Origin of the sequence: Neorhizobium galegae, assembly GCF_017877055.1 — a bacterium.
Taxonomy (GTDB): domain Bacteria; phylum Pseudomonadota; class Alphaproteobacteria; order Rhizobiales; family Rhizobiaceae; genus Neorhizobium; species Neorhizobium galegae_D.
Genome location: NZ_JAGIPG010000005.1, coordinates 179,113 through 205,402, shown reverse-complemented (window position 1 = coordinate 205,402; position 26,290 = coordinate 179,113). Strand labels below are relative to the sequence as shown.

The window sequence follows — 26,290 nt, the reverse complement described above, 5'->3', positions numbered from 1 at the left end:
ACGGGAGCCGTTCGGGCGACCGGGATGTCCCAAAGCGACCGAGGTTTTTCGCTGTGTTCCCTGCTTCGAAGAGCATTTCGATCTCAGCGCGAAGAAGCACTTTTGGCCGCGCGGGACGTCTTGTCCGGCGCGGTTCTGGTTTGGGAACGGAGCAGGCGGGGTATTTCGGTATTGGGTATTCAGGCTTTCCGCCTGCCCCGACCGTTTCCTGCAGCTTTCCGGGATTTGTCAGTTCCCGTTCCACCACGTTCGACAGCCATCACCGGCAACCGGGGTCCGAAAACCCTGAGGAGGAGGCCGGTTCGCGAATCCGGTTTCCCATCCGATGACGGGGTGATTATGGGGCGGGTTCGGAGAAGCGGGGATGGACGGGGAAGCGAATATCCGTAAGGGATTGATGAGGTTGAGCGGATTTTTCTCGGACCGGCAAAACGATCCCCGACCAAGGCCGCTCCCGGTCGCAGCCGCGACCTACAACCCGCCCTGCCATACCCGAACCGCATCGACCGGCCAGACGAGCATCAGCACGTTGAGCGTCAGGTTGTCGCGGATGATGTAGCCGGTCGCCAGCTCGAAGAAGATGGCGACCGCGACCGTCAACCAGACCGGCAGGCGTGAGGCGGCGAGGAAGCCGAGGGCCATGAACACCGTGTCCATCGCCGAATTGAGGATGCTGTCGCCGGTATAGCCGAGCGCCATGGTCGCCGTGCGGTAGCGGTCGATGATCAGCGGGGAGTTTTCGGCAATTTCCCAGGCCGCCTCGATCAGGATGGCCAGCGAAAGCCGGGCGGTCAGCGGCGCGCGGCGCAGGATCAGCCAGCCTAGACCGTAGAAGAGGAAGCCGTGGATGATGTGCGACGGCGTGTACCAGTCGGAGAGGTGCTGAGAATTGCCGCTGGTGTTCACCCCGCCTTCCCAGAGCTTCACATAGCCGCATTCGCAGATCGGGATGCGGCCCATCGCATAGAGGACGGCGATCTGGAGCAGAAAGAGGACAAGCGCGGCGAAGAGCCAGCGCCTGGAGGACGAACTCGATGGGGAGAATTCCGCCGCCGTCACTTTTCAGCCTCGGTGTTGCCTGCCGGCTCCTGGATCGTATGGCGCATGATCAATGGCATCTGCGTCATGGTGAAGATCAGCGTGATCGGCATCGTACCCCAGACCTTGAAGGCGACCCAGAAATTATCCGCCGCCTTTACGTCGGGCAGGTAATAGGCGTTGGCGCCGCGCCAGACGATTTCGTTGAGGACGGCGAGGAACAGGAAGAACACACCCCAGCGGACGGTCAGCTTGCGCCAGCCGGCATCATCGAGCTGGAAGGCCGCATTGAACACATAGCCGAGAAGCGACTTGCCGAACAGCAGTCCGCCGAGCAGCACGACGCCGAACAGCGTGTTGATGATGGTCGGCTTCATCTTGAAGAACAGCTCGTCCTGCAGCCAGATGCCGAGCCCGCCGAAGACCAGAACGACGATGCCGGAAATGAAGGGCATCATAGGCAGATGCCCGAGAACGATCTTCGAGACAACGAGCGAGATGACGGTCGCGACCATGAACAGGCCGCTGGCGATGAAAAGCGGGCCGCCGAGCACCGAAAGCCAGGGGAAAGTCTCCGCAAGCCATTCCCCGCGCAGATTGGCGAAGAAGAAGACGAGCAGCGGCCCGAGCTCAAGCGAGAGCTTCAGCATCGGATGGTGCCGGTCGGCGGCGGTGGGCGTCGTATCGCTTTCGAATTTCATAAACTGGTCAAACCTGCTTCGTCCTGCCTTGGCCCTGCGCGAGTGCCAAGGCAGATTTGTGGCATCAATGGGCAATCCCGGCAATGGCGCGCGCAAAATCCTGCGCCTCGAAGGGTTCGAGATCGTCCACCCCTTCGCCCACACCGATGAAATAGACCGGCAGCTTGTGCTTGGCGGCAATCGCCACGAGAATGCCGCCGCGCGCCGTGCCGTCGAGCTTCGTCATGATAAGCCCGCTCACTCCCGCAACGTTCCGGAAAATCTCGACCTGGTTCATGGCGTTCTGGCCGGTCGTGGCGTCGAGCGTCTGCAGCACGGTGTGCGGCGCATCGGGATCGAGCTTGCCGAGCACGCGGACGATCTTTTCGAGTTCGGCCATCAGTTCGGTGCGGTTCTGCAGCCGGCCGGCGGTATCGATGATCAGCACGTCGGACTTGTTGGCGCGCGCCTGCTCGTAGGCGTCATAGGCAAGGCCGGCCGCATCGGCGCCGAGCTTGGTGCCGATGAAGCCCGAGCCGGTGCGGTCCGCCCAGATCTTCAGCTGCTCGATCGCGGCCGCGCGAAACGTATCGCCGGCAGCGAGCATGACCTTGAGGCCGGAACCCGAGAGTTTTGCCGCCAGCTTGCCGATCGTCGTCGTCTTGCCGGTGCCGTTGACGCCGACGACGAGGATGACATGCGGCTTGTGATTGAGATCGAGCGCCAGCGGCTTTGCGACCGGCGCAAGAACCCTGGTGATCTCCTCGGCCATGATTCGCGACACGTCCTCGCCGGTCACGTCCTTGCCGTAACGCTCCGAGGAAAGCGCGCCGGTGACCCGCATCGCAGTCTCGACCCCGAGATCAGCCTGGATCAGCAGGTCTTCGAGCTGTTCCAGCGTATCCTCGTCCAGCTTGCGCTTGGTGAAGAGCGCGCCGATCTGGCCGGTGAGCTGCGACGACGTGCGCGCAAGGCCGGCGCGCAGGCGCTGGAACCAGGTGAGTTTTGGCGCGGGGGCGATGGGTTCGGGCGGCGGTTCCGGGCGGGCGGTGGAGAAGCCTTTGGGGAGGGTGGGTTCGGGGCGGGGCGCTTCACTTGGTGCGGCGCGAACGTCGTCGTCCGAGGGAACACCCCCCTCTGTCCCGCCGGACATCTCCCCCTCAAGGGGGGAGATCGGCAAGCGGTTCGCTCCCACTCCCAAAGCCGATGCCGAATCTTCAGAACCGCGATCCGATATGGCAGCACTGCCGTCCGATGGTGGAGAAGACGGCGCATCCGCGATCTCCCCCCTTGAGGGGGAGATGTCCGGCAGGACAGAGGGGTGCACTTCCGCGGATACCACGGCTTCTTCAGCCTCTGCCTTCGCCTGCAATAGCGACAATGGTACCGTACCGATCTCGGTTACGGCTTCGACGCCGGGAAGAAGCGCCGGCTCATCGTCCTCGTCAGCCTCCGGCTCCGCCGGTTTGACATTCTCCGCCGCCACATCCGCAACCGGCCCGCCAGCCGTCTCGATCTCAGCCGGTGCGACAGGATCGACGGGCGAGACCGGCAGGTCTTCGTCGCGCGACTTCGGCTCCAGTTCCGCCTGGATGGCGGCGAGATCCTCCGGCCCTACTGCATCGGGTGCCGGTTCCTCGGCGGGCTTGCCGAAGGTGAAGACGCGTTTGATGAAGCCCAATGCCATGAGAACCCGTTCCGGTTACGCCGCCCGAGACGGGACAAGGGCGGACGCGACCTGCATTTCCAGATATTTGCCGTTATGGCCGGTAATCATAACGCGCTTGAACTCGCGGGGGTGAAGGCGAGGCGCCGCCACCAGCGAAAAGTTTTCCGTATGCGCCATGCCGTTATTCTCGACGATGATCGTCTGCTCGGTGCCGACCATGCGGTCGAGATGGGCGCGATGCAGCGCTTCGCCCCGCGCCCGCAGCCGTGCCGCCCGGTCCTTGACCAGCGCCCGATCGACCTGCGGCATGCGGGCCGCCGGCGTTCCGGATCGCGGGCTGTAGGGGAAGACGTGCAGGAAGGAAATGCCGGCCTCTTCCGAGAGCGTCGCGGCGTTCTCGAACATTTCTTCCGTCTCGGTGGGGAAACCGGCGATCATATCCGCCCCGAAGGCGATCTCGGGCCTGAGCCGCCGCGCCTGCTCTGTGAAAGCGAGCACCTCGGCGCGCGAATGGCGGCGCTTCATCCGTTTGAGGATCAAGTCGTCGCCATGCTGCAGCGACAGGTGCAGATGCGGCATGAACCGCGGCTCGTCGGCGATCAGGTCCCAGAGATGTTTGTCTGCCTCGATACTGTCGATCGAGGACAGGCGAAGGCGCAGGATCTCGGGCACTTGGCGGAGCAGCGTCCTGGCCAGATAGCCGAGCGACGGCTGGCCGGGCAGATCGGCGCCGTAGCTGGTGGCATCGACGCCGGTCAGCACGATCTCGCGATAGCCGCTCTCCGTCAGCCGCCGGGCCTGATCGACGACGGCGCCCATCGGCACCGAGCGGGAATTGCCGCGGCCATAGGGGATGATGCAGAAGGTGCAGCGGTGATCGCAGCCGTTCTGCACCTGGATGAAGGCGCGCACGTGGCCGTCGATATGCTTCACCATCTGCGGCGCGGTGGCGCGCACGCTCATGATGTCGTTGACGCGCAGCTTTTCTTCCGCCGAAACGCCGAAATCCGGGAGTGCCCGGTAGGAGGCGCTTTTCAGCTTTTCCTCGTTGCCGAGCACGGCATCGACTTCCGCCATGCCGGCAAAGGTCTCTTTTTCGGTCTGGGCAGCGCAGCCGGTGACGATGATGCGGGCATGCGGGTTTTCGCGCCGCGCCCGGCGGATCGCCTGGCGGGCCTGGCGCACGGCCTCGCCGGTGACGGCGCAGGTATTGACCAGGATGGCATTGTTGAGCCCGGCCTTTTCGGCCTCGGCCCGCATCACTTCCGATTCATAGGTATTGAGCCGACAGCCGAAGGTGATGACCTCGACGCCGCTCAATTGACCCGAGCCTCCGGGCCGTCGGCATCCTGCACTGTGTCGCGGGTAAAGGTTCCGATGGTCGGATCGACCTTGCCCGACCATTCCCATTCGGCCGGCCCGGTCATCACGACGTGGTCGTCACCGCGCCACTCGATGACGAGCGGCTGGCGAACCGGGCTGGAGGCTACGTCGATCGTCACCGTGCGGCCGGTGCGCCCGGTGCGGGCGGCGGAAACGGCGGCGGCGCAGGCGGCCGAACCGCAGGCCAGCGTCAGGCCGGCGCCGCGCTCCCAGGTGCGGGTGCGCAACGACGACTTGGACGTGACCTGCGCCAGCGTTATATTCGCCTTTTCCGGAAACATCGGATGGTTTTCGAGCAGCGGCCCGAACCGTTCGAGATCGAAGCTCATCGGATCGCTCGTCACCCAGAAGACGGCATGCGGATTGCCCATCGACATCGCCGACGGCGAATGCAGGATCGGCGCATCGATCGGGCCGATCTGCAGCTCGATACGGCTGGTATCGAAAAATTCCTCGGCGAGCGGAATGCGGTCCCACTCGAAAACCGGCTTGCCCATGTCGACCGAGATCGTACCGTCCTCATGCTCGACGGCATTGAGAATGCCGGCGACGGTCTGGAAGGTAAAGGTCTTGCGGCCGGTCTCGGCGCTCAGCGCCTGCACCACGCAGCGCGTGCCGTTGCCGCAGGCCTGCGCCATCGTGCCGTCGGAATTGAGGATGTCGATCCAGGCATCGGTGCCTTCGGCCTTCGGATCGTGGATCGCCATGATCTGGTCGAACTGCGTGGCCGGATCGGCATTGAGCGCGATAGCGGCGCCAGGCGTCACCTTGTCGATGCGCCCGCGCATGTCGACGACCAGGATCTTGTTGCCAAGCCCGTTCATCCGCGCGAATTCCACCAGTTCCGTCATGACGCCAAATCCATCGCGAGCCGGATGCCCGCCTTAAGGGCTGTATATGGCGGAAAAGGGGGGGAATTACCAGTGGGCGCTTCCCTGTGTGCGGCGGTAGTCACGCCTCACAGGAAAAACTCGTCCACCAGCGCATGGACCCGGCGAAACGCCGACTTGGCGCCTTCGGCCATGTCCGCCTCCTCCGCCTCGGACATCTCGAACCCGTTGAAAGAAGCGATGAAGGTGCGCCAGTGCAAGCCTCGGCCGGCGGGATGGCCGGCGAGGTGGCGGGCGCCGAATTCTTCGGACAGGCCGAGCCTGGCCGCCTGTTTCAGGAGGAAGGCGGCACCGAGGTTCGAGCCTTCGGCGACATAGAGCCAGCCGAGGGCGGCCGGAATACCGAGCCCATCCGTCCTGGCGGTGAGGACCGGCGGCTCGCTTCCGGTCACATCAGCGATATCCTGCCGCAGTGCTTCAAGCCGGACGCGGCTCGGAAGATCGGGAACGAGGCGATTAAGCCGCGGATCGAGATAGAGCGGATCGACATCCGCATGGAAATGATGCTGCACGGCGAGGAACAGCGCGTAACGCTCGCGGCTGCCGAAGGGATCGGCCGCCATGATGCGCTTGTCGAGGCGCTCATGGGTGGCATCGGTGAGAGCCTTCAGACGCTGGATCCGGGTCGGGGCGGTGGGTGTTTCGAGTTCGATCTGCATATGTCTTCCGTTTCGAATATTTTAGAATTTGGCGGTCAGCGAGGCCCGGATCGTCCGTCCCGGCGCAGGATTCCAGCCATCAAGGGCATCAATGTAGAAACGATCGGTCAAGTTTTCGGCCTGGAGGTCGAATGTCAAGTTTTCCGTGATCTTGTAGGTCGCGAAGGCGTCGACGGTCGTATAGGGCACCCACATGCCGGTATATTGGCGGGCCGATTGCGTGACCGGCGACAGGCGGGCACCGGCCTGGGTTATGCGGATGCCGGCGGTCAGCTTGTCCTCGAAAAGCCGCGTGCCGATCGTCAGCCGCTTCATAATCTCAGGCGGCATGTGGTTTGCGGCGTAGTCGTTTTCTTCCGTCGTGTTAGAGCACGTCGAAAGGGTGCGGCAGAACATGTAATCGGTATAGTAGGTAAGCGACCCTTCCGCATAGAGGAAGCCGAGGTCGTAGGAGGCGGTGACCTCGACGCCGGAGAAACGGGCTTTTCTCAGGTTGTCGAACGTGAAGGAATAGTTCGGCATTCCGGGAGGCGGGGGAGGCAGCCCTCTGGTAGAAATGCGGGAAATGTAGTCTGTATAGTTGTTATTGAAATAGGAGAGCTTCAGCCTGGCGGAATCGCTGTCAGTGATCAGCCCGTCCTTGCTGAGGTTGACACCGATTTCCCAGTTCCTGGCGACTTCCGGCTTGAGATTGGGATTGGGCCTGACGTTGCCGTCATTGCCCATGGTCTCGCGCATGGTCGGAGGCCGCACGCCTTCCGCATAGAGAGCGTAGAACTGCAGGCCGTCGAGGGGCTCGATCGTGGCGCTGATCGAGGGATTGAGCCGGCCGCCGTCCTTTGCGCGAACGGTGGTATCGGGGGTCACGCCATCGTCCTTCAGCCAGTAGTGGTCGTAGCGCAGGCCCGCATTGAGCTTTAGCCAATCGGTCACCTCCCATTCGCCCTGGGAAAAGGCGCTGGCGATCGAACGGCTGCCGACGCTCGGGGTCATCAGCGTACCTCTGTCCCGCTCATACTGACGGCTGTAGTAGGGACGGCTGTCTATATCTTCGAGGAGATAGGACGCGCCGTAGCTGACGTTGAACTGGCCGTAGCCTGTATCGAATATGCTCGTGTTCGAAATATCCCCGCCATAGGTGTGAGTCATGGCGTAACGGGGATCGTCAACTGGCACGAAGAACGGCGGAAAATAGAGGCCAAGGCCGGTCGAGACTGCGCTCTGATCGACGATACTCATCCAGGCATTGACTTTGAGATCGACCATATCGTCCGGATTGTAGCGGTAGCGGCTGGTGAAAGTATCGGTAACGACATCGGAAAGCTTCGCTTGGCGAAGAACTCCGTCCTGCGTAAACAGCAGCGAAGACATCGCCTCGCCGAAGGTGCTCTCATAGTGCACATAGCCAAGCTCAAGGCTCTGGTCGTCGTCGAAGTGGAATGTGCCCTTGGCGAGGAACGAGGTCGATTCACTCGATGTATTGAACACCTCCTCGCCCGGCTTGGTATAGGATAAGTCCCAGTCGCGATTGTCGTACCGATAAGTGGTCGGACCATCCGAGCCGGCGAAGTAATTGCCGCGATAGCGCCGGGCGGCGGCGATCACCAGATCGAAATTGTCCTGCACGGTGCCGAGCGCGATAGAGCCGTTGCCGTTCTTGAAATCAAAGAAATCGGCCGATTCGGTCTGCTGATTGAACGACATGATGGTGAAATCGGACGTCGTATTGTCCTGCGCGCCGATCTTGATCCGCCCGCCATACTCCTTGCCGTCCTCGACGATATCCTTCGCATTGATGGTACGGATGCCGACCACGCCGCCGTTGACGCCGGCGCCGGCAGCGCCGCCTGAGGGCCCTTTGGAGATGCTGACGCCGCCGATCAGGTCGGGATCGATATAGGTGCGGTCGTCGACACCGGCATAGCCGCGCCATGTCGTGGTCGTCTGCTGCGTTCCGTCGATCGCTACGCGCACGCGGTTCTGCCCCTGCAGCCCGCGGATATTGACGTTGACAGAGCCGCCGTTGTGGTTGTTGGCGGAGATGACGCCAGGCGTGTTCTTGAATATGTCGCCGGCCGTTGAACCACGGAAGCGCTCGATCTGCTCGGCGGTGATGTAGCTGGTCGAGCCCGCAGTCTCGTAAGGCCTGTCTACGCCCTCGCTATCCCCGTCGCGCAGCACGATCGGCTGCAGCGTCGTATCGTCCGACGCATTCGGCAGGCTCCCCGCCGCCGATGCCACGGCCTCCAGCGTCACCGTATTGCCGCCGCTCGACCGGAAGGAAACGCCGGTGCCGGAGAGCAGCCGCGACAGGGCGGCAGACGGCGTCAGCGAACCGGAAACGCCGGCCGTAGTCTTTCCGGCAGTGATTTCGCTGCGATAGACGAGACGCAAATCGGTCTGGCGGCCGAGCGCGAGAAGGGCGTTTTCCAGCGGCCCGGCGGGAATGGAAATGGCAACCTGCTGCGACTGGACGCCTTGCGCCGGCTGCTGCGCGATGGCCGGAGCCATGCCGCCCAGCCAGGATGCGCAACCAAGCGCGATCCGGACATGCCGCGAAGAAAGCGGTCCCTTCAAACTCATTCCAACCCCCTGCACTCAAACTTCGGGACCGCTCTCATCGCGGCCCCGATGGTTATGAGTGAAGGAGGGCTCCACCTCCTGACGTGGATTTTCAAAAAAGATGATTTTAATAATCACATTTTCCGGGTGGCGGGCTTCATCGCGAGCGGACGAGCGTGACCCAGTCGGAAAGCCGGATGATTCGGATCGGCAGGCTCTCCTGTAGCGCAGCGAAAGTCTGATCGACATCGTTCACGGCAAAGACGCCGCTTACCCGCAGCTGCGAGGCCTTGTCGTCGAGCACCATGATGCGGCCCCGCTGGTAACGGCCGATCTGGCCGAGCACCTCGCCGAGCGGCCGGCCGGAAAAGACCAGCTTGCCGCTGCGCCAACTGGTCAGATTGGCGACATCGCCGGAACCCGTCACCAAGTGGCCCTCGGCATCAAGATGCGCGGTGCCGCCGGCATCGATCACCGCGCGCTGCGGGCCGGAGGTGACCGCTACATGTCCCTCCTCGACCATCACCTCGTCGCGATCGCCGACGCGCACCGCATAATGGGTGCCGAGCGCGATTGCCTGGGTTTCGTCGCCACTGACGACGAAAGGCCGTGCCGGGTTGGGGGTGACGTCGAAAAAAGCTTCGCCGCGCAGGACTACGATCCGGCGCTCGGTCTGGCCGTATCGCACCTTGATTGCGCTATCGGCGTTGAGCGTCACCACCGAACCGTCGTCGAGGTCGATGCGCTGAATGACGCCGACCGGCGTGTAGAAGTCCGAACGATACCGGGCGATGAGGCCGGTCCCGCTGGCGATGATGCCAAGACAGCCCATCAGAAGCAGAGCGGCAATGCCACCGCCGACCACCCGACGCCGTCGCGGCGCGACCGTTTTTGGCACCGCCGCGAGATCGCCCCAGAGAGAGCTCATCTCTTCAAAGGCGGCCGCATGAGCCGGATCCTGCATTTTCCAGAGTTCGAAGCGGCGGTGGTCGGCATCGGTCGCGTCGCGGGATCCCAGACGCGCGACCCAGCCTGCCGCCTCCTCCGCAATCCCGTCCTCGATGGCCTTGCCTGAAACATTAGTCATGTGCGTTTCCCCCGGCCGGACGCAATGCCGCAAGGCGGGCCTGACGGCAAGCCATGAGTGCACGTATGATATGCTTTTCAACCATATTGCGGGAGATTCCGAGCCTGGTTGCGATCTCTCCGTTGGAAAGCCCTTCGAGCCGGCTGAGCACGAACACGACCCGGCATTTCGGCGGCAGGGCGGAAATCGTCTCGATCAGAAGCCCGAGCTGCTGGCGCGCCGCCACCACCCGTTCCGGGCTGGGCGCGTCGTCGGCGACCTGCGTCTGGTCAATCTCGTCGCTGAACAGCGCACTGTCGCGCATCAGCCGGGCGGTGATGCCATGGGCAACGGACCGGGCGACCTGGTAAAGATAGGCACTCGGGTTGCGCAGATCCTCCTTCGGCGAGGACGTCAGCAGCCGCAAGAAAGTTTCCTGTATCGCGTCCGCAGCATCCTCCCTGTTGCGCAGGCGCCGAAGAAAGAACCGCCGCAGCTTCCCCTCCTCGGTTTGCTGCAATTGCTCGATTTGGCCGATGTCCAAGTTCCCAACCTCAAGCCCGGACCCCTGCCCGGCCGGCGGCCAGCGTCTAGCGTCGCGCAAAAAGCAATTCAACATCAATGATTTGGAATGAATCCAAAGAGCGCCGCATAAAGATGACAGTTAAAATCATGTTTTGATGCGAAATCAGCAGGTTGGGCGGCCTTGTGTTGGCGGCAGCAAAGACTGAGATTCCTGACGATCCGGGCCATCTGTCGCGTTTTCGCAACAGGTCGGAATGCTCAGACGGAAATTGTCGGCACTTCGAAGATTTGGCCGGGCCGCATGGGCCGGAAGCGATCCCGGGAAATGTGGCGCGCATCGAGAGCGGCGTGAAGCGCCGCCAGGGGCTGTTCGATCCCTTCATCGGTCAGCTTGAACGTGCCCCAGTGATGGCCGGCCACGAAAGCCGCATCGCAAAGGAGCATGCCCTCCACCGCCTCGTCCGGGTTCTGGTGCTGCGCCTGCATGAACCAGCGCGGTTCGTAGGCGCCGAACGGCAGGTTGGCGAGCCGGAAAGCGCCGTGCTTTTCGCGCGCGGCGCGGTAGTTGATACCCCGGTGGAAACCCGTATCGCCGATATGGTAGATCTTGCCGGCGGGGGTTTCGAAAACGAAGGCAGCCCAGAGCGCCATCCGCCGATCGCTCACACCGCGCGCCGACCAGTGATGGCAGGGCTCGCAATGCAGGACCATGCCAGGACCGATATCCTCGCGGCCACCCCAATCCATCACCGTGATCTTCGCGTCCGCGATACGCGAGCGGATGAGCGCGTCGTTGCCGAGCGGCGTGACGAAATGCGGCTTGTCGCGGCCCTGCAGCACCCAGAGGGTCTCGAGGTCCATATGGTCGTAGTGATTATGGGTGACGAGCACGATATCGATCGGCGGCAGGTCGCCGATGCGGATGCCGGGCGGATTGACCCGCTTCGGACCGGCGAAACGCACCGGGCTGGCGCGATCGTCCCAGACCGGGTCGGTCAGGATGTTGAAGCCGGCGACCTGGATCAGCATCGCCGCATGGCCGACCATGGTGACGGTCAGCCGGTCGCCCGAGACCCGCGTTTCCGGCACGGCCTGAGGAAACGGGCTCGGAAAGCTGTCCGGCCAGGCAATATTGTTGCCCCCGAGCTTCCAGCGCAGCAGGTCGAGCCCGCCGCGCGGCTGCTCGCCACCCGGATTGAAGAAATACGTTCCGTCGAAATGATCGGAGACTGGACCGGAGTAATATCTGTTGGCAGCCATTGCTCCCCTTGCCGCAAACCCGCCCACGAGGGCAGCGATCGCACCGATGCCGGACCATTTCAGGAATTTTCGTCGGTTCATGGGAGCCATTTAGCAGCGTCAGGCTGCATCTGAAAACTCAAATCAACAATCGGCGGACACGATCATGCGACCTCGATATCCGTCTTGGAAAAATCGTTACCGGCAAAAAGTAAGGGCGATCGGAGCATCTTCGCAGCGGCATAGGAGAAGCAATCGCCGAAGTTCAATTTCGCGGGATGGCCGACAAAGCGGCCGTAGGTTTTTGCGGCAACCAGTGCAGAGTCATGAAGCCCGGATGGAAGAGCGGCTTCGACAGCACCGATCTGCGCAAAGAAATCGGAGACGACCGCCTGCACTTCGTCGATCAGATGTTTCGGCGTCGGTGCATGCTCGCCATAGACAGCGATCTTTCTCTGACGGGCCAAAGAGATGACTGCCTCAAATACCACCATCGAGGAATAATAAACCGGGGCCTCAGCATCTCTGATTCTGCCGAGCAAGGACGCCCCTACCGGTTCCCGACCTAAAATCGCGACGATTGCGGACGCATCGAGGAACATCAGATTTCCCACATCTCATCCATAAATGCCTTTTCATCGAAGTTCGGATCTTTTGGTCCGAGCGCTGCAATACGATCTTGCAGCCGCCTGACACGCTCCTCCAGAGACAACTCATCCCCGGCCCGCTTCAACTCGTTTTCCAGCGCGACGCGCACGGCTTCCGTCTTGGTCTTCGTACCGAGCCGGCGCATAACTTCATCAGCGAGTTCATTCACTTTGGGGTCGCGTATATAGAGGGACATGGCTACCACCCACAGGTTTGAATATTCAATGTAGAGCAATTGAATATTCCCGCAAGGCAAGGCGCCGACCGCTCGCCGGCCGGCAGACTTGACTTTTCATTGCTCTTCCTGTTTAAGCCCGCCCATCTGCTGACAAGTTACGACTTGGAGCCGCCGACCGGGGCCGATAGACTGAGCCCGGAGGTCAACACCCGACAGCGCGTTGCGCCCTCGGGTGCTTTTTGGCTTTGTCTCTTGTTTTTGGCGGATAAGAACCCGACGTTTCGGTCATCCGAAACGCGAGAAGGAAGAAACGATGTTCGAAAGCCTCCAGGACCGTCTTGGCTCCATCTTGAGTGGACTGACCGGCCGTGGCGCATTGAGCGAGGCGGATGTGTCCGCCGCTCTGCGCGAGGTTCGCCGTGCGCTGCTCGAGGCGGACGTGGCGCTGGAAGTCGTGCGCTCCTTCACCGACAAGGTGCGGGAAAAGGCCGTCGGCGCGGAAGTTTTGAAATCGATCAAGCCGGGCCAGATGGTCGTCAAGATCGTCCATGACGAGCTGATCGAAATGCTCGGCTCCGAAGGGGTCGGCATCGACCTGCATGCGGTCGCCCCCGTCGTGATCATGATGGTCGGCCTGCAGGGCTCCGGCAAGACGACGACGACCGGCAAGATCGCCAAACGGCTGACCGATCGCGAGCGCAAGAAGGTGCTGATGGCATCGCTCGACACGCGCCGCCCGGCCGCCCAGGAACAGCTCCGCCAGCTGGGTGTCCAGACCGGCGTCGACACGCTGCCGATCATCGCCGGCCAGTCGCCGACCGAGATCGCCGCCCGCGCCGTGCAGGCCGCCAAGCTCGGCGGCCATGACGTGGTCATCCTCGATACCGCCGGCCGTACCCATATCGACGAGCCGCTGATGGCGGAGATGGCGGAAATCAAGCGCCGCTCCAACCCGCATGAAATCCTGCTGGTCGCCGACTCGCTGACCGGTCAGGACGCCGTCAATCTTGCCCGCAATTTCGACGAACGCGTCGGCATTACCGGCCTCGTGCTGACCCGCATGGACGGCGACGGCCGCGGCGGTGCCGCCCTTTCGATGCGCGCCGTCACCGGCAAGCCGATCAAGTTGATCGGTACCGGCGAAAAGATGACGGAGATGGAGGAATTCCATCCCCGCCGCATCGCCGACCGCATTCTCGGCATGGGCGACATCGTTTCGCTGGTCGAGAAGGCTGCGGAAAATATCGACGCCGACAAGGCGCGCGCCATGGCCGAGAAGATGGCCAAGGGCAAGTTCGACCTGAACGATCTCGCCGAACAGCTGAAGCAGATGCAGTCGCTCGGCGGCATGGGCGGTATCATGGGGCTGATGCCCGGCATGAGCGGCATGAAGGACAAGCTCTCGGCCGCCGGCATGAGCGACAAGACGTTCGCCCGCCATATCGCCATCATCCAGTCGATGACCAGGGCCGAGCGCGCCAACCCCGACATGCTGAAGCACAGCCGCAAGAAGCGCATCGCCGCCGGCTCCGGCACGGATGCCGCCGAAATCAACAAGCTTCTGAAAATGCACCGCCAGATGGCCGACATGATGAAAATGATGGGCGGCAAGGGCAAGGGCGGCATGATGAAGCAGATGATGGGCGGCCTTGCCTCGAAGATGGGTCTTGGCGGCATGGGTGGCGGAATGGGTGGAATGGGCGGCATGCCCGACCTTTCCAAGCTCGATCCGAAACAGCTCGAAGCGCTGCAGAAGCAGGCGGAGGCCGCCGGCTTCAAGCCGGGCTCGATGCCGGGCCTTCCGGGCGGCGGCATGCCGGGTCTCGGTGCGCCGAAATTGCCCGGCCTCGGCGGCGGTTTCCCGGGTCTTCCGGGCCTGCCCAAGAAGAAGTGAGGGAGGACACGCCGATGGTTGACCCCGAGGTCAAAGCGAAACTTGCAAGCTACCGCCAGTCGATCGACAACATCGACGCGGCGCTCGTGCACATGCTGGCGGAGCGCTTTCGCTGCACCAAGGAAGTGGGCGTCCTCAAAGCCCAATACGATTTGCCGCCGGCCGACCCGGCGCGCGAAGAATTCCAGATCGAGCGACTTCGCCGCCTGGCGAAGGAAGCGCATCTGGACCCGGATTTCGCCGAGAAGTTCCTGAACTTCGTCATCAAGGAAGTCATCCGGCACCATGAAGCCATTGCCGCCGAACACGTCGGCACGAAGACAGCATGAACGAGCCCGCCTCACGGCGGGCACAACAAGAACCCCGGCCCGCCGACGGCGGCCCAGAAAAACCTAGGAGTAATTGCAATGTCCCTGAAAATCCGTCTCGCCCGCGGCGGCTCCAAGAAGCGTCCGTACTACACCGTCGTCGTTGCTGACGCCCGTTCGCCCCGCGATGGTCGCTTCCTCGAAAAGCTCGGTTCCTGGAACCCGATGCTCGCCAAGGACGATGCCAAGCGCGTCGAGCTGAATGCCGACCGTATCAAGCATTGGCTCGACAACGGCGCCCAGCCGACCGACCGCGTTCTGCGATTCCTCGCTGAAGCCGGCATTGCGCAGCGCGAAGCCAAGAACAACCCTGGCAAGGGCCAGCCTGGCAAGAAGGCCCAGGAACGCATCAAGGAACGCGCCCAGAAGGCCGAAGAAGCAGCAGCCGCTGCCGCCGAAGCATAAGTTTCGCAGCCATTCTTTCTTGAACGACGGGCGGCGCGGCAACGCGCTGCCCGTTTTGCTGTTTGCTTTTGATCGCGCAAAGCTTAAATGAGCGCACGACAACCGAGATCACGACCCTTATGACCAAGCTCGAAAATCCCGTTCTGATGGCGACCATCGGCGCTGCCCAGGGTCTCCGGGGCGAGGTGCGGGTGCGCACGTACACGGCCGATCCGACCGCGCTCGGCGACTACGGCAACCTGCATAGCGAGGACGGCCGGATCTTCGAGATCCTCGAAATCCGCGAAGCCAAGAACGTCGCGATCGTCCGCTTCCGCGGCATCAACGACCGCAATGCGGCCGAGGCGCTGGCCGGCTTGGAACTGTTCATCGAACGCGACAACCTGCCCGACGACGAACTCGAGGAAGACGAATTCTATTATGCCGATCTTGAGGGCCTCGAAGCAGTCGACCAGGAAGGCAAGAGCTACGGGACTGTGAGCGCCGTCTATGATTTCGGTGCAGGCGATCTGCTGGAGCTGAAAGGCCCCGGCCGCCGCCCTGCGCTCATCCCCTTCTCCGAGGCGGCTGTGCTGGAGATCGACCTCGAAGGCGGCAAAATCGTCATAGATCCGCAGGCAGCCGGCCTTGCCGAAAATCCGGAAGACGACGGTCCGGCACCGGGCCTGCCCAAAAAGGGCAAATAGCAGCGATGACTTTCCGCGCCACCATCCTGACGCTCTATCCGGAAATGTTTCCGGGGCATCTGGCCTTGTCGCTGGCCGGCAAGGCGCTGGAGCGCGGACAATGGGCGCTCGATACGGTACAGATCCGCGATTTTGCGCAGGACCGACATCGCACGGTGGACGACACGCCGGCCGGCGGCGGCGCCGGCATGGTGCTGAAGCCGGATATTCTCGCCAAGGCGATCGATAACGTCTCAGATGGCGATAACCGCCCGCGCCTGCTCATGAGCCCGCGCGGAAATCCGCTGACCCAGGAAAAGGTGCGCGAACTGGCGGCCGGTGGCGGCGTTGTGATCGTCTGCGGCCGGTTCGAAGGGGTCGACCAGCGGGTGATCGATGGCCGCAATCTCGAAGAGGTATCGATCGGCGATTACGTCCTGTCCGGCGGCGAGCCGGCAGCGCTGACGCTGCTTGACGCAGTCGTGCGCATCCTGCCGGGCGTCATGGGCAATGCGCTGTCAGGCACCCATGAAAGCTTCGAGAACGGGCTGCTCGAACATCCGCAATATACGAGGCCGCAAGTGTTCGAAGGCCGGGAGATTCCGGCCGTTCTGACCTCGGGCAACCATGCCGCTATCGAGAAATGGCGGCTGGAGGAGGCCGAGCGGCTGACGCGGACACGCCGGCCGGATCTCCTCGCGGGCAAGACTCACCCCGTCACGAAATAATAAACCGTCAGCGCCGCACCGACGGCGACCACGCACCAGCGCAGCACCGCCTGCGGCACCCGCCGCGCCATCCACACGCCGGCATAACCGCCCAGCGCGCCGGCCGGTATCATCACCAGCGCCTCCGGCCAGGCAATGACGCCGCCGCCGACGAAGACGACGATGGCGACGGCCGCGATCAGGATCGCCAGCATGTTTTTCAGCGCATTGAGATGGTGGTAACTGCCGCCGGTGGTGACGCCGAGGACCGCAAGCATCATGATGCCCATGCCGGCACCGAAGAAGCCGCCGTAGATCGCCGTCAGGAATTGCCCGATGACGGAACCGGGAGAATTGGCCGGCCGTTCCGCCGACGCCTTCGGTTTCAGCCAGGGACCTGCGGCAAACACCGCCGTCGCGGCCGCCAGCAGCCACGGCACGAGCGCGCGAAAGGACGGATTGTCGAGCGACAGGAGCAGGAAGGCACCGGCAAGGGCGCCAATGACCGAAACCAGCGCAAGCACCAGCGCGCTGCGCCAGCGGCTGGAAATCTCGTCCCAATAGGCGATCGTCGAAGTGACATAGCCCGGAAACTGCACGATCGAGGACGTCGCATTGGCTAGGATCGGCGGAATGCCGGCGAGCGTCATCGCCCCGAAGGTCAGAAAGGTCCCGCCGCCGGCGATCGCGTTGACTGCGCCGGACAGGAAGCCCGCTGCGGCGAGCAGGGCTATCATTGTGATTGTCATTGATGTTTCCTCATCCCTAGCCCCTCAGATAGCGGCTTCGACGAAAGGCGGCAATAGCGGGCTTTTTCGTCACAAAATCGCGATCAACGGGATGACAAACCCAAGTCTTTCGTGTATTGGCCCAGCCGGAAATGGGAAATATCCCGTCGACCAGTAACAAAGAATGGCGAATTCGCTCTGCCGGAAAGGCAAATCCCCAAGGCTTCGACCAAAGGGATAGACCCGAGCGCTCTGGCTGTTTCAGAAGAACCAAAGGTTTGAGACGATGAATATCATCCAGGAATTGGAAGCCGAACAGGCCGCCAAGATTGCAGCCAAGCGCACGCTTCCGGAATTCTCCGCCGGCGACACGCTCCGCGTCAATGTGAAGGTTACCGAAGGCAACCGTACCCGCGTACAGGCCTATGAAGGCGTCTGCATCGCCCGTTCCGGCGGCGGCATCAACGAAAGCTTCACCGTCCGCAAGATCTCCTACGGCGAAGGCGTCGAGCGCGTATTCCCGGTCTACTCGCCGATGGTCGAAAGCGTCGAAGTCGTTCGCCGCGGTAAAGTCCGTCGCGCCAAGCTCTATTACCTGCGCGATCGTCGCGGCAAGTCGGCTCGTATCGTCGAAGACACCGGCGTTCGCGCCCGCAAGCTGAACGACGCCGAGCGCCAGGCCGTTGCCGAAGAGAAGGCACGTATCGAAGCCGAGAAGGTTGCCGCAGCCCAGGCTCTCGCCGCCGAAAAGGCAGCAGCGGAAGCCGCTGAAGCAAAGGCCGCAGCCGAAGCCGCCAAGGCCGCTGAAGCTTCTGCCGAATAAGCTTCCAACATCGATTTCGAAAAGGCGGTCTTCGGGCCGCCTTTTTTCGTTTCGGACCGGCAGCGGGCAACGATGCGCCTTGCCATCCGCTTTGAACATGTGAGAATTTTCCGCCCGACCGTTTGCTTGAGGAGTTTCCCCATGCCTGCCCGCCGCACCGTCCTCGCTGGCCTTGCCGCACTTCTCCTCCTGCCCGCGGCGGCGTTTGCCGCCGAACTTCCCAATCTCGACGGCCGCACCGTGGTGGTGGTGACAGAAAACGCCTATCCGCCGCTGCAATTCGTCGATCCGAAGAGCGGCAAGGCGATCGGCTGGGAATATGACGCGATGAACGAGATCGCCAGGCGGCTGAATTTCAAGCTTGAATACCAGAACACCAGCTGGGACGCGATGATCCAGGCCGTCTCCGACGGGCAATACGACATCGGCATGACCGGCATCACCATCAAGGACGACCGCAAGCAGAAGGTCGATTTCTCGGATCCCTATATGCGGTCCCAGCAACTGATGCTGGTGCGCGGCGACGAGAAGCGTTTTACCGACGCCGGGAGCTTTGGTGCCCTGACGACCGGGCTGATTGGCGCGCAGCCGGGAACGAGCCCGTTCTATACCGCGGTCTACGAGATCCTCGACGGCAACGAGCAGAACCCGCGGATCAAGCTGTTCGAGACTTTTGGCGCGACGGTGCAGGCGCTGAAGGCGGGAGACGTCGATCTGGTGCTGACCGACAGCACCGCCGGCGATGGTTACGTCAAGGCATCCGGGGGTTCTTTGAAGCTGATCGGTCAGCCGCTCGGCACCGAGGATTTCGGCTTCATCTTCAAGAAGGGCTCGGATCTCGTTGCGCCGATCAACGCCGCGATCGCCGCACTGAAGGTCGACGGCACGCTCGACGCACTGAACAAGAAGTGGTTCCTCGATTACAAGATGGGCCAGTAAAGACATGGCGCCTTCGCGCCGCAGAACGTCCCAGCCGCAGGATTTACCCTGGTGGCTGGTCGCCTTCGCGATACTTTGCCTCGGCTTGGCGGCGGTCATCGCCCTCAACGACCTTTATTCCCAGGTCTTCAATGTCGTCGTCAAGGGCATCGGCATCACGGTCGGAGTGACGCTCGCCGCCTTTCTCCTTGCGACGCTGCTGGGGCTCGGCATCGCGCTTGCGGGTCTTTCCGGCAATGTCGTGCTGAGGCAGGCGGCGCGTTTCTATATCGAGCTCATCCGCGGCATCCCGATCCTCGTGCTGCTCTTCTACATCGCCTTCGTCGGCGCACCGGCCTTCGTGACGCTCTACAATTGGGCGCTGGCGCCGCTGATCGAGGGCGGCTGGGCGCAGGCGCTTCTGGTGCGCGACGTCTCGCTGCTGTGGCGGGCGATCATCGCTCTGACGATCGGGTATGCCGCCTTCATCGCCGAGATCTTTCGTGCCGGGTTCCAGTCGATCGACATCGGCCAGATCGAGGCGGCAAAGGCGCTGGGATTCGGCCGCTGGCAGCGTTTCCGGCTGATCGTCTTCCCGCAGGCGATGCGGGTGATCCTGCCGCCGCTTTCCAATGATTTCGTCTCCATGGTGAAGGATTCATCGCTTGTCTCGGTGCTCGGCGTCGCCGACATCACCCAGATGGCGAAGGTCTATGCCGCTGGTTCCTTCCGCTTTTTCGAAACCTATTCGATCGTCACCTATATCTACCTGTTGTTGACGATCGGCCTGTCGCTGGCCCTGCGCGGCATCGAAGGGCGGTTGCGAAGAAGGACAGAGCGATAAGGCGGCCCGGAGGCCGCCTCGCCATTTCAGTCTCTATCGAGCGAACACGCAGAGAAATTCAGTAGACTTCCGGTACGTACATGTCCGCCGGCACCGGATGACGGATGTAATCGTCGTTCCGAACGCGGCCCGGCAGGTCGATCTGCTCCTTCGGCACGGTCTCGTAGGGCACCTGGGCGAGAAGATGGGAAATCATGTTGAGCCGCGCCTTCTTCTTGTCGACGGCCTGCACCACCCACCACGGCGCTTCCGGAATGTGGGTGCGCTGGAGCATCTCTTCCTTCGCCTTGGTATATTCTTCCCAGTGGACGCGGCTTTCGAGATCCATCGGCGACAGCTTCCACTGCTTCAGGGGATCGTGGATACGCATCTTGAAGCGGAATTCCTGCTCCTCGTCGGTAATCGAGAACCAGTACTTGACGAGGATGATGCCGGAGCGGACCAGCATGCGTTCGAATTCCGGCACCGAGCGGAAGAATTCTTCCAGTTCGTCCTTGGTGCAGAAGCCCATGACGCGCTCGACGCCGGCGCGGTTGTACCAGGAACGGTCGAACAGCACCATTTCGCCGGCGGTCGGCAGATGCGGCACGTAGCGCTGGAAATACCACTGGCTGCGCTCGCGCTCGGTCGGTGCAGGAAGGGCGACGGTGCGGCAGACGCGCGGATTGAGGCGTTGCGTGACGCGCTTGATGGCGCCGCCCTTGCCGGCCGAGTCGCGGCCTTCGAACAGCACGACCATCTTCAGCTTCTTGTACTGCACCCAGTCCTGCAGGCGGACGAGTTCGTGCTGGAGGCGGAAGAGCTCGCGGAAATAGATCCGGCGGTCGAGCGTCGCCTCGGCGGGCTCGGACATGCCCTCGGCGACCAGCTCGTCGAGCCGGTCCTCTTCCATCTGCATTTCCAGCTCTTCATCGAAGCTGTCGGCGATCTCCTCCTTGATGCGGCTGAGCTGGTCTTGCATCGGTTCGGACATGGTGGGCATTCCTCCGTTATTGAGACTCAGATCAACCACGTTTCCGCGAAAGCTTTATGACAGAGATGCGACAGATTTTCTGCGAAGCAATTCGATTGCCGATTTCTCGGGAAACTGCTATTGCAGCGGCCATGGGATCGAAATTCGGATGCCTCGCGAACCATATCGTCGTGCTGCAGGACCACAAGCGTCTGCCGGCACGCTTTTTCGCGCGCGTATCCGGGGCGCTTTGCGACCGACTTAGCTGATCTTTCAGCTTGCGGCAGCCCGTGCTGCCGGACACCCATTTCAGTTTCAGTCAGCTTTACGGACAGCAGCCATGAGCGCACCCCGCACCCTTTACGACAAGATCTGGGACGACCACGTCGTTTCGCAGGATGAGAACAATACCTGTCTTCTCTACATCGACCGTCACCTCGTTCACGAGGTGACGTCGCCGCAGGCGTTCGAAGGCCTGCGCATCGCCGGCCGCAAGGTCCGCGCGCCGGAAAAGACGCTCGCCGTCGTCGACCACAACGTGCCGACCACCGCCGACCGCCACGAAGGCATCAAGAACGAGGAAAGCCGCATCCAGGTGGAAGCGCTTGCCCAGAACGCCCATGACTTCGGCGTCGAATATTATTCCGAAAAGGACGTCCGCCAGGGCATCGTCCACATCGTCGGCCCCGAACAGGGCTTCACCCTGCCGGGCATGACCATCGTCTGCGGCGACAGCCATACCTCGACCCACGGCGCCTTCGGCGCCCTGGCGCACGGCATCGGCACGTCGGAAGTCGAGCACGTGCTCGCCACCCAGACGCTGGTGCAGAAGAAGGCGAAGAACATGCTGGTGCGCGTCGACGGCCAGCTGCCGCCGGGCGTCACCGCCAAGGACATCATCCTTGCCATCATCGGCGAAATCGGCACCGCCGGCGGCACCGGCCACGTCATCGAGTTCGCCGGTGAGGCCATCCGCGCGCTCTCCATGGAAGGCCGCATGACGGTCTGCAACATGACGATCGAAGGCGGCGCCCGCGCCGGCCTGATCGCGCCGGACGAAAAGACCTTCGAATATATCAAGGACAAGCCGCGCGCCCCCAAGGGCAAGGCCTGGGACATGGCGCTCGACTACTGGAAGACGCTGCAGAGCGACGAAGGCGCGCATTTCGACAAGGTCGTGGTGCTCGACGCAGCCAACCTGCCGCCGATCGTCTCCTGGGGTTCCTCGCCGGAAGACGTGATCTCGGTCGAGGGTTCGGTTCCGAACCCGGACGATATTCAGGACGAAACCAAGCGCACCTCCAAATGGCGCGCTCTGGAGTATATGGGCCTGAAGCCGGGCACCAAGATCACCGACATCGCGGTCGACCGCGTCTTCATCGGTTCCTGCACCAACGGCCGCATCGAGGACCTGCGTGCCGCAGCCAAGGTTGTCGAAGGCCGCACCGTCGCATCGACCGTTTCCGCCATGGTCGTCCCCGGGTCCGGCATCGTCAAGGAACAGGCGGAAGCCGAAGGCCTCGACAAGATCTTCAAGGACGCAGGTTTCGAATGGCGCGAGCCGGGCTGCTCGATGTGCCTGGCGATGAACGACGACCGCCTGAAGCCGGGCGAGCGCTGCGCCTCCACCTCGAACCGCAATTTCGAGGGCCGCCAGGGCTACAAGGGCCGCACCCATCTCGTCTCGCCGGCCATGGCGGCGGCTGCCGCGGTCGCCGGACATTTCGTCGACATCCGCGAGTGGAAATAGGCATATTTCAGCCTTGATCTCGATATGCCCGGCCTTCGCGCCGGGCATTTTCGTTTCGGGCGGCCTTAGCCAAGCACCCTCACCACCGTTCCCTTCCGCAGGAAGCGGATGATCCGCTTCATGTCCGCGAGGCTGACGGCGATGCAGCCGGCAGTCGGCTGGTAACCGGGCTTGATGAGGTGGAAAAAGATCGCCGAACCGCGGTTGCGGGCGCGCGACTTGATGTTCCAGTCGAGCACCAGGCAGATGTCGTAGAGCCCGTCGGCCCGCATCATCTCCTCGTGGCTTGGCCGAAACGGGGCCCCGGGACGTTTCTTCACGGGGCGATTATAGGCAGGGTGCTCCGGCTGATCACACCACAACAGGTCCTTGCCGATCCGCGTCATCGAAAGCGCCGTCGGAGGCAGTCGCACGTGGTCCCCACGTATATAGCCATGGAGCAGGCGCATCGTCGCAATCGGCGTTGCGCCATCCCCTTCCCGCTTGAAGGGCGTGGTGCCGGACCGTCCGAGCGCTGCCGGCGCGGTGACGCCGCCGAAGGAGACGATCGCCCGGCGCCGGTCGCGCGGCGCGGTCCGGACGGTGACGACGGCAGTCTTTTTGTGATTTCCCTCGCGAAAACGTTGCATTTCTCTCACAAGGTTTTGCTTTGAATATGATTTCGTTTGAATTCATAGCACGTTGGGATTTAGATCGAGGAGCCCTAAATGCGCTTCGATTGACTGCAACGACAGTCAGAACGCAACGGCGAGACGAAAGGCAAGAACGCATGGCAGCGCGCACGATACTCCTGGTGGACGACGACGACGATCTGCGTGAAACGCTCGTCGAGCAGTTGTCGTTCTACGACGAGTTCGCAATTCTCCAGGAGGCGAATGCCGCCAAGGCGTTGCAGACCGCCAAGAACGCCCAGATCGATCTCCTGATCATGGACGTCGGCCTGCCGGATATGGACGGCCGCGAGGCGGTGAAATTGCTGCGCAAGAACGGCTTCAAGGCGCCGATCATCATGCTGACCGGCCATGACACCGATTCCGACACCATTCTCGGCCTCGAAGCCGGTGCCAACGACTACGTGACGAAGCCTTTCCGCTTCGCCGTGCTGCTCGCCCGCATCCGCGCCCAGCTTCGCCAGTACGAGCAGAGCGAGGACGCCACCTTCACCGTCGGCCCCTATCTCTTCAAGCCGAGCCAGAAGCTGCTGACCACCGAGGACGGCAAGAAGATTCGCCTCACCGAAAAGGAAGCGGCGATCATCCGCTACCTCTATCGCGCCGGCCAGAAAGTGGTGACCCGCGACGTGCTGCTGGAGGAAGTCTGGGGCTATAATTCCGGCGTCACTACGCATACGCTGGAAACCCATGTCTACCGTCTTCGCCAGAAAATCGAGCGCGATCCGTCGAGCGCCGAAATCCTGGTCACTGAAAACGGCGGCTACAAGATCGTACCGTAAAGGGCCCTGATGTCGCTGACCGAAGATATCCGCCTGCTTTCGCAGGTCCCGCTGTTCCGGGACATGAACGACGACCAGCTGCGCCTCGTCGCCTTCGGTGCCGAGCGTCGGCAGGTGACGACCGGTCAGCAACTGTTCCGGGAAAAATCCCCGGCCGAATCGGCTTTCATCGTCGCAAGAGGCCGTTTCGAGCTGCTGATGGCGGATCGGGGCGGCGAGTTGAAGGTCGAAGCAACGGTTGGGGCCGGCACCCTGCTGTCGGAACTTGCGCTCGTCACCATGGTCGAGCGCAAGTTCACCGCCATTGCGATCGAGGATTCCGAAGCCCTGAAGATCAGCCGCTCGCTGTTCCACCGCCTGCTGGAGGAATATCCGCAGGTCGGCCGGGTGATCGAAAGCCGCATCCGCGACAACATCGCCAGCCTCGCCAAGGCGGCGGCAGCGATGCAGGACCGGTTTGCCTGAACTTCGAAGCAGCTTCGTCCTGGATCCTCGGGTCAGGCCCGAGGATGACGACCTTGATGCTCTTCAGGCGGAGCTCACGGCATGGCACGCCCCTTGTTTGCGTCATGCTCGGGCTTGACCCGAGGATCCAGATGCGACGTCCAACGCCACGTCAGAACTTGAACACCGCCGTCACCGGCACATGGTCCGAAGGCTGGTTCCAGCCGCGGGCTTCCTTCAGTACGTCAATACGGTCAAGGAACGGCCCGAGGTCGGGTGACGACCAGATATGGTCGAGGCGGCGGCCCTTGTTGGCCGCTTCCCAGTCCTTGGCGCGGTAGCTCCACCACGTGTAGATCTTCTCAGGTTCCGGCGTATGCTGGCGCATCAGGTCGAGCCAGCCGCCCTTGGCGATGACCTCCTTCATGCCCTCGGTCTCGACAGGCGTGTGGCTGACGATCTTCAGCAGCTGCTTGTGTGACCAGACATCGTGCTCCAGCGGCGCGATATTGAGGTCGCCGACGAGGATCGACGAAATGCCGGGCATGCCGTCCGCCTTCAGTGCCTTCATCTCCTCGACGAAATCGAGCTTGTGGCCGAATTTCGGATTGACCGTCCGGTCCGGCTCGTCGCCGCCGGCCGGCACGTAGAAATTATGCAGGCGGATCCGCCGCGAGCCGCGCTCGAAGATCGCCGAAATGTGCCGGGCATCGCCGACATTGCAGTAGTTCTGGCGATGGTCTTCGAGGAGTGGCACCTTCGAGGCGATGGCGACGCCGTGATAGCCCTTCTGGCCGTGGATGATGATGTGCTGGTAGCCGAGGTCCTTCAGCGGCTGCAGCGGGAATTCGGGCTCCTGGCACTTGATTTCCTGCAGGCAGAGAATGTCCGGCTTGTGGCGGACGAGGAACTGCTGGACGATCGGCATGCGCAGCCGCACGGAGTTGATATTCCAGGTCGTGATCGAAAATGTCATGATATCCCTCGGGGCTTTGCCGCGAGCTTTAGGAAATTTTGTGGTCCCTGAGAAGCGAAAAGGGCCGCGCAATCAAGCGCAGCCCCTTTTGCTTTCCAGGCCCTGCTAAGGTCAGCCCTTGCGGACGTCCTCATAGGGAATGATGAAGACCTTTTCGTCGAGATTGACGCCGTTCTGGACGTTGTAGATCATCACCGATGTGTCCTTGTTCTGGGCGTCGGTGATCGTCCATTGGCGCAGGTCGTAGGTCTTGGAATCGAACATCATGGTAATCGTCGAATCGCCGAAGACGGTCTTGTTGCCGAGCACGATCGTGGTGAGGTCGGATTCCTGCTTGACGTCGCGGACCATCTGGTTGCCGAGGTCGATGCGGCTGGCGAGCAGCAGGCTGAGCGGCGTCTTGGAGAGCGGGTAGATATCCCAGGTCTTGAGCTTCATATTGCCGATGACGACGTTGTTGCCGTCGGCGATGACGCGGATCGGCGACGGGTCCTCGAAATTGAAGCGCAGCTTGCCGGGGCGTTCGATAAAGAATTTTCCGCCGGTCTGCTCGCCGCGCGGCCCGAACTGCACGAATTCGCCCATCATGGTTTTGACCGAGGAGAAATGGTCGGCGATCTTCTGGGCCGCCGCACTGCTGGAGCTCTGGGCAAAGCCGGGGTTCGGCGCAAACGCGGCTGCTGCCAGGCCCGCGAGCCCGAGCGAAAACTGCCGGCGGCTGAGCACGCTGGTATTGATGTTTGAAAGGATAGTCTTTTCTTGTCTCATTCTGGTCTCCTTTCGTTACTCCTCCGCACCAAAGGCGGCGGCTTGATGGCCGGCCCCT

28 protein-coding genes are annotated in these 26,290 nt (G+C 62.4%); 11 read left to right on the top strand and 17 right to left on the bottom strand.

What is annotated here, in order from left to right; all coding sequences use genetic code 11:
* Positions 1 to 471: 471 nt before the first annotated feature.
* The 12 genes from J2857_RS27280 to J2857_RS27225 all read right to left on the bottom strand — a co-directional run bounded on the left by J2857_RS27280 (position 472) and on the right by J2857_RS27225 (position 12,555).
* Positions 472 to 1,059 (bottom strand): DUF2585 domain-containing protein, encoded by a 588-nt coding sequence (locus J2857_RS27280; protein ID WP_210013209.1) that lies wholly within the window; start codon positions 1,057 to 1,059, stop codon positions 472 to 474.
* On the bottom strand, positions 1,056 to 1,739 hold the full coding sequence (locus tag J2857_RS27275; RefSeq protein ID WP_210013208.1) for a septation protein A: 684 nt from the start codon (positions 1,737 to 1,739) through the stop codon (positions 1,056 to 1,058). Before J2857_RS27275 ends, J2857_RS27280 begins: the two co-directional genes overlap by 4 nt.
* A 64-nt stretch (positions 1,740 to 1,803) precedes the next feature.
* Complete coding sequence (gene ftsY / locus J2857_RS27270; RefSeq protein WP_210013207.1) at positions 1,804 to 3,405, bottom strand: signal recognition particle-docking protein FtsY; 1,602 nt, start codon at positions 3,403 to 3,405, stop codon at positions 1,804 to 1,806.
* Positions 3,406 to 3,420: 15 nt separating this feature from the next.
* Positions 3,421 to 4,707, bottom strand: coding sequence for a tRNA (N(6)-L-threonylcarbamoyladenosine(37)-C(2))-methylthiotransferase MtaB (gene mtaB / locus J2857_RS27265; RefSeq protein WP_210013206.1), 1,287 nt, complete (start codon positions 4,705 to 4,707; stop codon positions 3,421 to 3,423).
* A complete protein-coding gene (gene dapF, locus J2857_RS27260) occupies positions 4,704 to 5,621 on the bottom strand; it encodes a diaminopimelate epimerase (protein WP_210013205.1) in 918 nt (305 codons plus the stop codon). The genes mtaB and dapF overlap by 4 nt, the downstream gene beginning before the upstream one ends.
* Positions 5,622 to 5,728: 107 nt before the next feature.
* A complete protein-coding gene (locus tag J2857_RS27255) occupies positions 5,729 to 6,319 on the bottom strand; it encodes a biliverdin-producing heme oxygenase (RefSeq protein WP_210013204.1) in 591 nt (196 codons plus the stop codon).
* A 21-nt stretch (positions 6,320 to 6,340) separates the two neighbouring features.
* On the bottom strand, positions 6,341 to 8,902 hold the full coding sequence (locus J2857_RS27250; protein WP_210013203.1) for a TonB-dependent receptor: 2,562 nt from the start codon (positions 8,900 to 8,902) through the stop codon (positions 6,341 to 6,343).
* Positions 8,903 to 9,038: 136 nt separating this feature from the next.
* Positions 9,039 to 9,968 carry a FecR family protein gene (locus J2857_RS27245; RefSeq protein ID WP_210013202.1) on the bottom strand — a complete coding sequence of 310 codons (930 nt, stop codon included), beginning with the start codon at positions 9,966 to 9,968 and terminating at the stop codon, positions 9,039 to 9,041.
* Positions 9,961 to 10,566: an RNA polymerase sigma factor gene (locus tag J2857_RS27240; protein ID WP_210013201.1), complete on the bottom strand. Its 606-nt coding sequence runs from the start codon at positions 10,564 to 10,566 to the stop codon at positions 9,961 to 9,963. Before J2857_RS27240 ends, J2857_RS27245 begins: the two co-directional genes overlap by 8 nt.
* Positions 10,567 to 10,730: 164 nt before the next feature.
* Positions 10,731 to 11,813 carry an MBL fold metallo-hydrolase gene (locus J2857_RS27235; protein WP_210013200.1) on the bottom strand — a complete coding sequence of 361 codons (1,083 nt, stop codon included), beginning with the start codon at positions 11,811 to 11,813 and terminating at the stop codon, positions 10,731 to 10,733.
* A gap of 62 nt (positions 11,814 to 11,875) precedes the next feature.
* Positions 11,876 to 12,313 carry a type II toxin-antitoxin system VapC family toxin gene (locus J2857_RS27230; RefSeq protein WP_210013199.1) on the bottom strand — a complete coding sequence of 146 codons (438 nt, stop codon included), beginning with the start codon at positions 12,311 to 12,313 and terminating at the stop codon, positions 11,876 to 11,878.
* Complete coding sequence (locus tag J2857_RS27225; RefSeq protein WP_210013198.1) at positions 12,313 to 12,555, bottom strand: type II toxin-antitoxin system VapB family antitoxin; 243 nt, start codon at positions 12,553 to 12,555, stop codon at positions 12,313 to 12,315. The genes J2857_RS27230 and J2857_RS27225 overlap by 1 nt, the downstream gene beginning before the upstream one ends.
* 295 nt (positions 12,556 to 12,850) lie before the next feature.
* Between J2857_RS27225 and ffh the strand changes: the two genes are divergently transcribed.
* From ffh to trmD, 5 genes are all read left to right on the top strand, one after another.
* Positions 12,851 to 14,431 (top strand): signal recognition particle protein, encoded by a 1,581-nt coding sequence (gene ffh, locus J2857_RS27220; RefSeq protein WP_037081433.1) that lies wholly within the window; start codon positions 12,851 to 12,853, stop codon positions 14,429 to 14,431.
* Positions 14,432 to 14,445: 14 nt separating this feature from the next.
* Entirely contained in the window at positions 14,446 to 14,760 is a 315-nt protein-coding gene (locus tag J2857_RS27215) for a chorismate mutase (protein ID WP_038546681.1), read from the top strand.
* A 78-nt stretch (positions 14,761 to 14,838) separates the two neighbouring features.
* Entirely contained in the window at positions 14,839 to 15,204 is a 366-nt protein-coding gene (rpsP, locus tag J2857_RS27210; RefSeq protein ID WP_046631809.1) for a 30S ribosomal protein S16, read from the top strand.
* 119 nt (positions 15,205 to 15,323) lie between these two features.
* On the top strand, positions 15,324 to 15,890 hold the full coding sequence (gene rimM, locus J2857_RS27205) for a ribosome maturation factor RimM (protein ID WP_210013197.1): 567 nt from the start codon (positions 15,324 to 15,326) through the stop codon (positions 15,888 to 15,890).
* Positions 15,891 to 15,895: 5 nt separating this feature from the next.
* A complete protein-coding gene (trmD, locus tag J2857_RS27200) occupies positions 15,896 to 16,597 on the top strand; it encodes a tRNA (guanosine(37)-N1)-methyltransferase TrmD (protein WP_210013196.1) in 702 nt (233 codons plus the stop codon).
* Here the strand turns inward: trmD and J2857_RS27195 are convergent.
* Entirely contained in the window at positions 16,579 to 17,325 is a 747-nt protein-coding gene (locus J2857_RS27195; protein ID WP_210013195.1) for a sulfite exporter TauE/SafE family protein, read from the bottom strand. The genes trmD and J2857_RS27195 overlap by 19 nt on opposite strands.
* A 265-nt stretch (positions 17,326 to 17,590) precedes the next feature.
* On the opposite strand from J2857_RS27195, the gene rplS reads away from it, so the two are divergent.
* From rplS to J2857_RS27180, 3 genes are all read left to right on the top strand, one after another.
* Positions 17,591 to 18,127 (top strand): 50S ribosomal protein L19, encoded by a 537-nt coding sequence (rplS, locus tag J2857_RS27190; RefSeq protein WP_210013194.1) that lies wholly within the window; start codon positions 17,591 to 17,593, stop codon positions 18,125 to 18,127.
* A gap of 141 nt (positions 18,128 to 18,268) precedes the next feature.
* Positions 18,269 to 19,066, top strand: a complete 798-nt coding sequence (locus J2857_RS27185) for a transporter substrate-binding domain-containing protein (protein WP_210013193.1) — start codon at positions 18,269 to 18,271, stop codon at positions 19,064 to 19,066.
* Between the two features lie 4 nt (positions 19,067 to 19,070).
* Entirely contained in the window at positions 19,071 to 19,889 is an 819-nt protein-coding gene (locus tag J2857_RS27180) for an amino acid ABC transporter permease (protein WP_210013192.1), read from the top strand.
* Positions 19,890 to 19,947: 58 nt separating this feature from the next.
* Here the strand turns inward: J2857_RS27180 and ppk2 are convergent, their stop codons facing one another.
* Positions 19,948 to 20,862: a polyphosphate kinase 2 gene (gene ppk2, locus J2857_RS27175; RefSeq protein WP_210013191.1), complete on the bottom strand. Its 915-nt coding sequence runs from the start codon at positions 20,860 to 20,862 to the stop codon at positions 19,948 to 19,950.
* Between the two features lie 319 nt (positions 20,863 to 21,181).
* On the opposite strand from ppk2, the gene leuC reads away from it, so the two are divergent.
* Positions 21,182 to 22,591: a 3-isopropylmalate dehydratase large subunit gene (gene leuC, locus J2857_RS27170; RefSeq protein ID WP_210013190.1), complete on the top strand. Its 1,410-nt coding sequence runs from the start codon at positions 21,182 to 21,184 to the stop codon at positions 22,589 to 22,591.
* 65 nt (positions 22,592 to 22,656) lie between these two features.
* On the opposite strand, the gene J2857_RS27165 is transcribed toward leuC, so the two are convergent.
* Positions 22,657 to 23,220: a L,D-transpeptidase family protein gene (locus J2857_RS27165; RefSeq protein ID WP_210013189.1), complete on the bottom strand. Its 564-nt coding sequence runs from the start codon at positions 23,218 to 23,220 to the stop codon at positions 22,657 to 22,659.
* 140 nt (positions 23,221 to 23,360) lie between these two features.
* On the opposite strand from J2857_RS27165, the gene J2857_RS27160 reads away from it, so the two are divergent.
* Together J2857_RS27160 and J2857_RS27155 are read left to right on the top strand one after the other, a co-directional pair.
* Positions 23,361 to 24,044 carry a response regulator transcription factor gene (locus J2857_RS27160; protein ID WP_046637381.1) on the top strand — a complete coding sequence of 228 codons (684 nt, stop codon included), beginning with the start codon at positions 23,361 to 23,363 and terminating at the stop codon, positions 24,042 to 24,044.
* 9 nt (positions 24,045 to 24,053) lie between these two features.
* Positions 24,054 to 24,509: a cyclic nucleotide-binding domain-containing protein gene (locus J2857_RS27155; RefSeq protein ID WP_210013188.1), complete on the top strand. Its 456-nt coding sequence runs from the start codon at positions 24,054 to 24,056 to the stop codon at positions 24,507 to 24,509.
* Between the two features lie 151 nt (positions 24,510 to 24,660).
* Here the strand turns inward: J2857_RS27155 and J2857_RS27150 are convergent, their stop codons facing one another.
* Together J2857_RS27150 and J2857_RS27145 are read right to left on the bottom strand one after the other, a co-directional pair.
* Positions 24,661 to 25,464: an exodeoxyribonuclease III gene (locus J2857_RS27150; protein ID WP_210013187.1), complete on the bottom strand. Its 804-nt coding sequence runs from the start codon at positions 25,462 to 25,464 to the stop codon at positions 24,661 to 24,663.
* Positions 25,465 to 25,575: 111 nt separating this feature from the next.
* Complete coding sequence (locus tag J2857_RS27145) at positions 25,576 to 26,232, bottom strand: outer membrane lipoprotein carrier protein LolA (protein ID WP_210013186.1); 657 nt, start codon at positions 26,230 to 26,232, stop codon at positions 25,576 to 25,578.
* Positions 26,233 to 26,290: the final 58 nt, after the last annotated feature.

Coding starts and splice junctions, on each gene's coding strand:
- J2857_RS27275 (WP_210013208.1), bottom strand. CDS start 1,739: ATGAAATTCGAAAGCGATACGACGCCCACCGCCGCCGACCGGCACCAT.
- ftsY (WP_210013207.1), bottom strand. CDS start 3,405: ATGGCATTGGGCTTCATCAAACGCGTCTTCACCTTCGGCAAGCCCGCC.
- dapF (WP_210013205.1), bottom strand. CDS start 5,621: ATGACGGAACTGGTGGAATTCGCGCGGATGAACGGGCTTGGCAACAAG.
- J2857_RS27255 (WP_210013204.1), bottom strand. CDS start 6,319: ATGCAGATCGAACTCGAAACACCCACCGCCCCGACCCGGATCCAGCGT.
- J2857_RS27250 (WP_210013203.1), bottom strand. CDS start 8,902: ATGAGTTTGAAGGGACCGCTTTCTTCGCGGCATGTCCGGATCGCGCTT.
- J2857_RS27245 (WP_210013202.1), bottom strand. CDS start 9,968: ATGACTAATGTTTCAGGCAAGGCCATCGAGGACGGGATTGCGGAGGAG.
- J2857_RS27240 (WP_210013201.1), bottom strand. CDS start 10,566: ATGTTGAATTGCTTTTTGCGCGACGCTAGACGCTGGCCGCCGGCCGGG.
- J2857_RS27235 (WP_210013200.1), bottom strand. CDS start 11,813: ATGAACCGACGAAAATTCCTGAAATGGTCCGGCATCGGTGCGATCGCT.
- J2857_RS27230 (WP_210013199.1), bottom strand. CDS start 12,313: ATGTTCCTCGATGCGTCCGCAATCGTCGCGATTTTAGGTCGGGAACCG.
- J2857_RS27225 (WP_210013198.1), bottom strand. CDS start 12,555: ATGTCCCTCTATATACGCGACCCCAAAGTGAATGAACTCGCTGATGAA.
- ffh (WP_037081433.1), top strand. CDS start 12,851: ATGTTCGAAAGCCTCCAGGACCGTCTTGGCTCCATCTTGAGTGGACTG.
- J2857_RS27215 (WP_038546681.1), top strand. CDS start 14,446: ATGGTTGACCCCGAGGTCAAAGCGAAACTTGCAAGCTACCGCCAGTCG.
- rpsP (WP_046631809.1), top strand. CDS start 14,839: ATGTCCCTGAAAATCCGTCTCGCCCGCGGCGGCTCCAAGAAGCGTCCG.
- rimM (WP_210013197.1), top strand. CDS start 15,324: ATGACCAAGCTCGAAAATCCCGTTCTGATGGCGACCATCGGCGCTGCC.
- trmD (WP_210013196.1), top strand. CDS start 15,896: ATGACTTTCCGCGCCACCATCCTGACGCTCTATCCGGAAATGTTTCCG.
- J2857_RS27195 (WP_210013195.1), bottom strand. CDS start 17,325: ATGACAATCACAATGATAGCCCTGCTCGCCGCAGCGGGCTTCCTGTCC.
- rplS (WP_210013194.1), top strand. CDS start 17,591: ATGAATATCATCCAGGAATTGGAAGCCGAACAGGCCGCCAAGATTGCA.
- J2857_RS27185 (WP_210013193.1), top strand. CDS start 18,269: ATGCCTGCCCGCCGCACCGTCCTCGCTGGCCTTGCCGCACTTCTCCTC.
- J2857_RS27180 (WP_210013192.1), top strand. CDS start 19,071: ATGGCGCCTTCGCGCCGCAGAACGTCCCAGCCGCAGGATTTACCCTGG.
- ppk2 (WP_210013191.1), bottom strand. CDS start 20,862: ATGTCCGAACCGATGCAAGACCAGCTCAGCCGCATCAAGGAGGAGATC.
- leuC (WP_210013190.1), top strand. CDS start 21,182: ATGAGCGCACCCCGCACCCTTTACGACAAGATCTGGGACGACCACGTC.
- J2857_RS27165 (WP_210013189.1), bottom strand. CDS start 23,220: ATGCAACGTTTTCGCGAGGGAAATCACAAAAAGACTGCCGTCGTCACC.
- J2857_RS27160 (WP_046637381.1), top strand. CDS start 23,361: ATGGCAGCGCGCACGATACTCCTGGTGGACGACGACGACGATCTGCGT.
- J2857_RS27155 (WP_210013188.1), top strand. CDS start 24,054: ATGTCGCTGACCGAAGATATCCGCCTGCTTTCGCAGGTCCCGCTGTTC.
- J2857_RS27150 (WP_210013187.1), bottom strand. CDS start 25,464: ATGACATTTTCGATCACGACCTGGAATATCAACTCCGTGCGGCTGCGC.
- J2857_RS27145 (WP_210013186.1), bottom strand. CDS start 26,232: ATGAGACAAGAAAAGACTATCCTTTCAAACATCAATACCAGCGTGCTC.